A 7,007-nucleotide genomic window follows, 5' to 3' on the forward strand; every position below is an offset into this window, starting at 1 on the left:
ACGAAGTCCGGCCCGACCGGGTCGCCGTGGCCGGGCACCACGACGCGGGGCGCGGGGGCGAGGATCGCGTCCAGCGCCGCCGGCCACTGCCCCAGGTGGGTGACGTCCTCGAACGACTCGGCGCTGAACGACCCGCCGGGCACGTGCTCGACGAGATCCCCGGCGAAGACCACCCCGGCGTCGGGGATCCGCGCCAGCACGTCGTTGTCCGTGTGTGCCGGCCCCGGGTGGTGCAGTTCGATCCGCCGCCCGCCGAGGTCGATCGCGGCGTGCCCGGTGAGCAGGTGGTCGGGCACCCGCAGGTGGTCGGGCACCGTCACTTCCCCGCCGGGTGCGTGCAGGTGCGCCGCGCACCGTTCGTGCGCCCACACCGGGCAGGGCAGGAACGCGGGCAGGCCCAGACAGTGGTCGAAGTGGTGGTGGGTGAGCAGCACCGTCCACGGCAGCGGCGTCGCCGCCCGCACGGCGGAGGCCAGCTCCGCGCCCTGCCCGCGGTCCACGCGCGTGTCCACGACCAGGCACCCCGTGTCGCCGAGCACGAGCCCGACCGTGAGATCCCACTCCCGGTAACGGCCGACGAACACCCCGTCGCCGACCTCGGACCAGCCGTCCACCCCGTCTCCCGCCGTGTCGGACCGTGTGCGCGGTGCCGCGGGTGCGGCCCCGGTGTCCCCGCCGAGTGTGGCACGGCGGGTGCCTGCGGCCGGGGCGGACCACGATGGCACACTCGGAAGCTGTGCGTGTCTACCTGGGATCCGACCATGCCGGTTACGAACTGAAAAACCATCTCGTCACCCACCTGCGGGAGCAGGGCCACGAGGTGACCGACGTCGGGCCACACGTCTACGACGCCGCCGACGACTACCCGGCGTTCTGCGTGGAGACCGCCCGCCGGGTGGTCGCCGACGAGGGCAGCCTCGGAGTCGTGGTCGGCGGGTCCGGCAACGGCGAGCAGATCGCCGCGAACAAGGTCCCGGGAGCCCGGGCGGGCCTCGCCTGGAACGAGGAGACCGCCACCCTGACGCGGGAGCACAATCACGCCCAGCTGATCGGGATCGGCGCGCGGATGCACTCCGCGGGGGAGGCGGCGCGGATCGTGGACGCGTTCCTGGCCACGCCGCCCTCGGACGACGAGCGGCACACCCGCAGGGTGCGCCAGATCGGCGAGTTCGAGCGCACCGGCGTTCCCCCCGCGCTGCCGGGGGCCTGATGCCCGAGGGGCACACCCTCCACCGCCTCGCGCTGCTGCACCGGCGCCGCTATGTCGGCGCACCGGTGGCGGTGTCCAGCCCGCAGGGCCGCTTCGCCGCCGGGGCCGCCGCGCTCGACGGGCACACGATGACCGCCGCCGAGGCGCACGGCAAACACCTGTTCCACCACTACGGTCCACACGGGACCGTCCACGTGCACCTCGGCCTGTACGGGGGGTTCACGGAGTTCCCGCTGCCTGCCCAGGAGCCGGTGGGGCAGGTCCGCATGCGCCTGCTCGGCGCGACCCACGGGACGGACCTGCGCGGGCCGAACCGGTGCGAACTGCTCACCGCCGCGGAGGCGGACGCGATCAGGGCCCGGCTCGGACCCGACCCGCTGCGGGACGACGCCGAGCCGGACCGGGGATTCGCCCGGGTGGACCGGTCGCGGACGTCGGTGGCGGCGCTGTTGATGGATCAGACGGTCGTGGCGGGGGTGGGCAACGTCTACCGCGCGGAGGTCCTGTTCCGGCAGGGGATCGCACCCCTGCTGCCCGGGCGCTCGCTCGGGCGGTCCCGGTGGGACGCGGTGTGGGCGGATCTGCGGCGGCTCATGCGCGAGGGTGTGCGGGTCGGGCGGATCGACACCGTCGCGCACGAACACCGGCCGGAGGTGACCGGCCGCGCCCCGCGCAACGACCGGCACGGCGGGGAGGTCTACGTCTACCGGCGCACGGGGCGACCGTGCCTGGTGTGTGGCACGCCCGTGGCGCACACGGAACTGGCAGGCCGGAACCTGTACTGGTGCCCGACCTGCCAGCCCGGTGACTAGGCCGCGTCCGGATCCGGTGCGCGGACCCCGGCGGCGGTCCTAGAAGCCGAGATCGAATCCGCCGCCCATGTCACCCATGTCACCACCGCCCATGTCACCGCCGCCCATGTCGTCACCGCCACCGGCGTCGCCGCCGTCCCCGGCATCGCCGGACTCCATCGCGTCCTCCTGGCCGGCGTCGTACCCGGACTCCCAGGCCTCCGCGCTCGGCACGCCCGCCATGCCGGAGAACATGGCGCTGAACAGGAACATGGAGCCCAGGCCCCAGGCGCCGCCGACCAGGGCGGGCTTCCACCACGGCTCGCTGTACCAGCCCTGCGGCACCGGGCGGCCGGAGACACGGCCACCGGGGTAGTAGTGCGGGGTGTTCGAGGTCGGCTCCGGCGAGGCCTCGTAGTGCCTGCCCTCGACGTCCACGGCACGGTGTTCGGTGACCTTGCCCGCGCGCTCGCGTTCCCGGTCCTCGGGCAGTTCGGGGCCGGGGTCCATGCCCATGGCGGTCCGCGCCGCGCGGACGTAGTAGAGCCCTTCGAGAGCCGTTTCCCGGACCAACCGTGCCTGCTCGGCGGTCTCGGCCTGCTCCATCTGGGAGCCTGCGGCGGTGTAGCGCTCACTCGCGTCGGCCAGCGCCTGCTGGGAGGCCGTGTCCGTGCCGGTGAGGTTGAGCACCTGCCCACCGAGCCGCTCCACCCACCGCCGCGCCTCGGCCTTGGCGTCGTCGACCCGGCGGGCCTTCGCCTGTGCCTGCGACCGTACGAGGTACAGCGTGCCGCCCACGATGATCAGCAGGAGCACGATCACCACGACAGCGGTTTCCATGGGAACTCCCGGGTTGTGTGGGTTCGTCGAACCGGACAACGCGGACGGTATCCGAAAAGTTCCCGGTCGGCCTCACCACGCCCGGCCCACGGTGTAGGAGTCGGTCCAGACGCTCTGCCTGCGGACGACGTCCCCCGGCTCCGGGGCCGCCCACATCGCGTTCGATCCCGCGAAGATGCCGACGTGGTACACGCGCCCACCGTTGTGGAAGAACAACAGGTCACCCGGACGCATGGCCGAGTGGGACACGGAGGGGACGGCCGCGCGCTGCCGGGCCGCCGTCCGGGGGAGGTCGATGCCCGCCTGTCTGTGCACGTACTGGACGAGGCCGGAACAATCGAACCGTGCGGGTCCCTCGGCGCCGAAGACGTAGGGTTTGCCCGCCTGTCGGCCCGCTATCTCGACGATGCGCTGCCCGGCGGGCACCGCGGGCTCCCCCTCGACCTTCTGCGGCTGCGGCCGCGGCTCGGCCGGGGGCGCCGTGTCGGCGGGTGCACCGCCGCCCCGCGGGGAATTCGGCGCTGATCCGCCCATCATGGCCGACCCCGTTCCGTCCAGGCCCACCAGCGTTCCCGCCGTGAGCATCAGAACCGCCACCGACCTGGTCAATGCTGTTGTGGACACGAGCTTCCTCCTGAATGTCGAACGCTTTCACGGATCTCCTCTTCGGGCAGCTGTCGCCGTTTTCGACGACATGAAACGGTAAACACGGCGAAGCCGCGGAAAGCGAAACCGGCAATCGTGCGGAGTCGGCACCGAACACGATTCCGCAACTCGATGTTTAATCCGCGTCATCCCGGTGAGCAGCGTGTGCGGCACTTTCCCGTTGATTTCCGCGGTTCGTACTCAGTGACTCACGTCACGTGTCCGGAAGTGATCCGAGTCACGCCCGACGGGTGGCGCGGAGATCGACTCGACGGCCGCGCGGGGGGCGGTGGCGCGGCCCGCCCGGGGAAACCCTGGCCCGAGCAAGTAGAACTTGTTACAGTTCGGCCGCATGAAGTTCACGCTGTCAGTGGCGTTGAGTCCGCTCGACCAGCTCGCCGAGCTGGCCCGGACGGCGGAGGAGTGCGGCTTCTCCGCCGTGGCACTGCCGGACTCGCTGTTCTACTCGGAGACGACGTCGGCCTCCTACCCGTACACGCCGGACGGCAGCCGGTTCTGGGACGAGAACTCCCCGTGGGTCGACCCGCTCATCGCGGCCGCGTCGATGGGCGCGGTCACCACCCGTCTGCGCTTCTACACCTCGGTGCTCAAGCTCGGCTCGCGCAACCCGGTGCTGCTGGCCCGCCAGGTGGGGTCGGTGGCCAACCTGACCGGCGACCGGTTCGGCCTCGGTCTCGGAGTCGGGTGGTCGCCCGAGGAGTTCGAGTGGTGCGGCGCGCCCTACGCCGAGCGGGGAGCGCGCGTCGACGAGGCGATCGAGGTGCTGCGCCGCATCCTGGACGGCGGCATGGTCGAGTACCACGGCCGCTTCTTCGACTTCGGCAGGCTGCGTATGGCCCCGGCCCCGGCACGGCGCGTGCCGTTCTACATCGGCGGGCACAGCGCCCCGGCGTTGCGGCGCGCGGCCCGGGTGGGGGACGGATGGTCCTCGGCCATGATGACGCTCGACGAGCTGCGCACGACGATCGGGCGGCTGGGCCGACTGCGCGCGGAGTACGGCCGCGCCGACGAGGCGTTCGAGATCCAGGCGGTGTGTGTCGACCAGTTCGGCCTCGACGGGTATCGCAGGCAGGCCGAGGCCGGCGTCACCGACGCGATCACCGTGCCGTGGATGCTGGAGGGGCTCGGTTTCGACGCGCCGCTCGGGAGGAAGAAGGACGCCCTCCGCCGGTTCGCCGACGAGATCATCGGTGAACCGGGCGAGCCGCTGTCGGCGGACGCGGACGCACCGGGGAGGCCGACAGGAGGGACGAACTCGTGACCGTCACCGTGTGCTGGGACACCGCCACCGACCAGCCACCCGCCCGGGCCGCGGCGTGGCGGTCGATGCACGCCGTCACGGCCGGGGACAAGGAGGCGTGGCTGGACCTGTTTCACCCGGACGGCGTCGTGGAGGATCCGGTCGGGCCCTCGATGTTCGACGAGTCCGGTCGGGGTCACCGGGGGCGGGCGGCGATCGCGGCGTTCTGGGAGGCCGCGATCGCCGGCACCGAGCGGATCGACTTCGTCCTCCGCGACTCGCACGCGGCCGGGGACGAGGTGGCCAACGTCGGCACCATCACCAGCTACCTGCCGGGCGGATACCGCGTGGACACCGACGGGGTGTTCGTCTACCGGGTGGACGGCGACGGCCTGATCGTGTCCATGCGCGCGTTCTGGGAGGTCGACCGCGCCATGGCGACCACCCGCCCGGTGGAGTGAGGTCGCCGCGAGGAGGCGTGCCCCGGCCCGAGGGGACCGAGGGGCACCTCGCTGTGGAGCGGGCGACGGGAATCGAACCCGCGTAACCAGTTTGGAAGACTGGGGCTCTACCATTGAGCTACGCCCGCATACGGCCGACCACCCGGCCGCGACAACAGTGTAACGCGACCCGCTAGAGTGGTCGCACACCGCCCTCCGGGTCGGTGTGCGGACGGGGTGTAGCGCAGTTTGGTAGCGCATTCGCTTTGGGAGCGAAGGGTCGCAGGTTCAAATCCTGTCACCCCGACCACGGGACTCCGGCCTGTCACCGCACCGCACGGACATGCGGTGGCAGGCCGCCCGGCGCACGAGCTCCCTCTTTCCGGACGTCCGTATCGGGGCGCTGCTGAGCGGATCGCGGACGGCGGCACGGTTCTCCCGGTGGCACGATGCGGGGGAGGCCCCCGTTCCCGGGGACCTTCCTCTTCTCGGTCGAGACGTCGGACGTGGGTGGTGGAGTGAGTCCCCTCAACCTGTCGCTGGCGGTGATGGGTGCCGCGGTGTTGCTGATCGGCCTGCTGTCCAACCCGATCAAACGGGCCTTCCTGTCCGGACCACTGCTGGCCCTGCTGTTGGGGGTCGTGCTCGGACCGCTCTCCGGACTGCTCGACCCGTCCGGATGGGCCGACCCGGTCACGCTGATCGAGGAGGTCGCGCGGCTGACGGTGGCGGTGTCCCTCATGGGGATCGCCCTGCGGTTGCCGCGCCGGTACCTGCGTCCCCACTGGCGCGCGCTGGTGGTCGTGCTCGGACCCGTGATGCTGCTCATGTGGCTGGTCAGCGGGATGCTGGTGTTCGCGGTGCTCGGGGTGCCGATCTGGCTCGCCCTGCTGATCGGTGCCGTGCTCACCCCGACCGACCCGGTGATCGCGAGCACGATCGTGGAAGGCAGGCTCGCGCAACGGCTGCTGCCCGAACGGCTCCGGCACTTCCTGTCGGCCGAGTCCGGGGCCAACGACGCCCTGGCCTACCCGCTGGTGTTCCTCGCGCTGCTCATGCTGGAGGGACCCGCCGCCTCGGCGCTGTCCGAGTGGGTGTGGCGGAGTGTGCTGTGGGAGACCGGGGGCGCCGTGCTGTCGGGGGCCGCCCTGGGTTACGTCGCGGGGTGGTTGCTGGTCTGGGGCTACCGTCGGGAGACGGTCGCCGAGACCTCCCACCTCGTCTACAGCCTGGCGCTGACCGCGACGGTGCTCGGCGTCACCCACGTGGTCGAGGCCAACGGGCTCCTGGCGGTCTTCGCCGCCGGTCTGGTGTTCCGCCGGGTGATCCCCGAGGAGGAGGACCAGAGCGAGGAGCGGGTCCAGGAGGCGGTCAACGACTTCTTCCTGCTGCCGGTGTTCATCCTGCTGGGAGTCGTGGTGCCGTGGCGGGAGTGGCTGGAACTCGGCTGGCGTGCCGCGGTGCTGGTCGTCGCCGTGTTGCTGCTGCGCAGGCTGCCCGCCTTCCTGGCACTGGCCCCGGCGATGGAGACGGTGCGTGGGCGGGCCGAGGCGCTGTTCCTCGGGTGGTTCGGTCCGATCGGCGTCGCCGCGCTCTACTACGCGGCGCTGTCGCGCAGCGAGACCGGTGACGAACTGGTCTTCACCGTCGCGACGCTGGTCATCTGCTCCTCCGTGCTGGTCCACGGGATGACGGCCACCCCGGGCAGCCGCCTGTTGGGTCGGCGGGAGGCGCGGGAACACGAGGCGGCGGGCTGAGTGGGGGCGGCGGGCTCAGCGGAGGCGGACACCGACGCCGCCGACACGCTCCGGGCACGCGGG

At 72.0% G+C, this 7,007-nt stretch carries 8 protein-coding genes and 2 tRNA genes; 6 read left to right on the forward strand and 4 right to left on the reverse strand.

Going from position 1 to position 7,007, the window contains the following annotated elements; genetic code table 11:
* Window positions 1–614 (reverse strand): MBL fold metallo-hydrolase (locus SACHA_RS21425; RefSeq protein ID WP_019809453.1); only part of this gene is annotated, 614 nt, incomplete at its 3' end.
* Window positions 615–736: 122 nt separating this feature from the next.
* Between SACHA_RS21425 and SACHA_RS0110300 the strand changes: the two genes are divergently transcribed.
* Both SACHA_RS0110300 and SACHA_RS0110305 read left to right on the forward strand, forming a co-directional pair.
* A complete protein-coding gene (locus SACHA_RS0110300; RefSeq protein ID WP_019809454.1) occupies window positions 737–1,210 on the forward strand; it encodes a ribose-5-phosphate isomerase in 474 nt (157 codons plus the stop codon).
* Window positions 1,210–2,022: an Fpg/Nei family DNA glycosylase gene (locus tag SACHA_RS0110305; RefSeq protein ID WP_019809455.1), complete on the forward strand. Its 813-nt coding sequence runs from the start codon at window positions 1,210–1,212 to the stop codon at window positions 2,020–2,022. Before SACHA_RS0110300 ends, SACHA_RS0110305 begins: the two co-directional genes overlap by 1 nt.
* 39 nt (window positions 2,023–2,061) lie before the next feature.
* On the opposite strand, the gene SACHA_RS0110310 is transcribed toward SACHA_RS0110305, so the two are convergent.
* Together SACHA_RS0110310 and SACHA_RS0110315 are read right to left on the reverse strand one after the other, a co-directional pair.
* Window positions 2,062–2,841, reverse strand: a complete 780-nt coding sequence (locus SACHA_RS0110310) for a hypothetical protein (protein ID WP_019809456.1) — start codon at window positions 2,839–2,841, stop codon at window positions 2,062–2,064.
* Window positions 2,842–2,913: 72 nt separating this feature from the next.
* On the reverse strand, window positions 2,914–3,465 hold the full coding sequence (locus tag SACHA_RS0110315) for a C40 family peptidase (RefSeq protein WP_028663056.1): 552 nt from the start codon (window positions 3,463–3,465) through the stop codon (window positions 2,914–2,916).
* Between the two features lie 373 nt (window positions 3,466–3,838).
* Here SACHA_RS0110315 and SACHA_RS0110320 point away from each other — a divergent pair, with 373 nt between their 5' ends.
* Together SACHA_RS0110320 and SACHA_RS0110325 are read left to right on the forward strand one after the other, a co-directional pair.
* The gene (locus SACHA_RS0110320; RefSeq protein ID WP_019809458.1) at window positions 3,839–4,768 is read left to right on the forward strand and encodes a TIGR03619 family F420-dependent LLM class oxidoreductase; all 930 of its coding nucleotides are present in this window, start codon (window positions 3,839–3,841) and stop codon (window positions 4,766–4,768) included.
* Window positions 4,765–5,208 (forward strand): nuclear transport factor 2 family protein, encoded by a 444-nt coding sequence (locus SACHA_RS0110325; RefSeq protein WP_019809459.1) that lies wholly within the window; start codon window positions 4,765–4,767, stop codon window positions 5,206–5,208. Before SACHA_RS0110320 ends, SACHA_RS0110325 begins: the two co-directional genes overlap by 4 nt.
* Before the next feature lie 54 nt (window positions 5,209–5,262).
* Here the strand turns inward: SACHA_RS0110325 and SACHA_RS0110330 are convergent.
* A tRNA-Gly gene (locus SACHA_RS0110330) sits at window positions 5,263–5,336 on the reverse strand.
* 84 nt (window positions 5,337–5,420) lie between these two features.
* Here SACHA_RS0110330 and SACHA_RS0110335 point away from each other — a divergent pair.
* Window positions 5,421–5,497 (forward strand) — tRNA-Pro (locus SACHA_RS0110335).
* Window positions 5,498–5,705: 208 nt separating this feature from the next.
* The gene (locus SACHA_RS0110340) at window positions 5,706–6,944 is read left to right on the forward strand and encodes a cation:proton antiporter domain-containing protein (protein WP_039738622.1); all 1,239 of its coding nucleotides are present in this window, start codon (window positions 5,706–5,708) and stop codon (window positions 6,942–6,944) included.
* Window positions 6,945–7,007 lie beyond the last annotated feature (63 nt).

This window comes from Saccharomonospora halophila 8 (assembly GCF_000383775.1).
GTDB lineage: Bacteria > Actinomycetota > Actinomycetes > Mycobacteriales > Pseudonocardiaceae > Saccharomonospora > Saccharomonospora halophila.

What these genes read in the sequence shown, in the direction of transcription:
- SACHA_RS0110305 (WP_019809455.1), top strand. Translation starts at nt 1,210, where the DNA reads ATGCCCGAGGGGCACACCCTCCACCGCCTCGCGCTGCTGCACCGGCGC.
- SACHA_RS0110310 (WP_019809456.1), bottom strand. Translation starts at nt 2,841, where the DNA reads ATGGAAACCGCTGTCGTGGTGATCGTGCTCCTGCTGATCATCGTGGGC.
- SACHA_RS0110320 (WP_019809458.1), top strand. Translation starts at nt 3,839, where the DNA reads ATGAAGTTCACGCTGTCAGTGGCGTTGAGTCCGCTCGACCAGCTCGCC.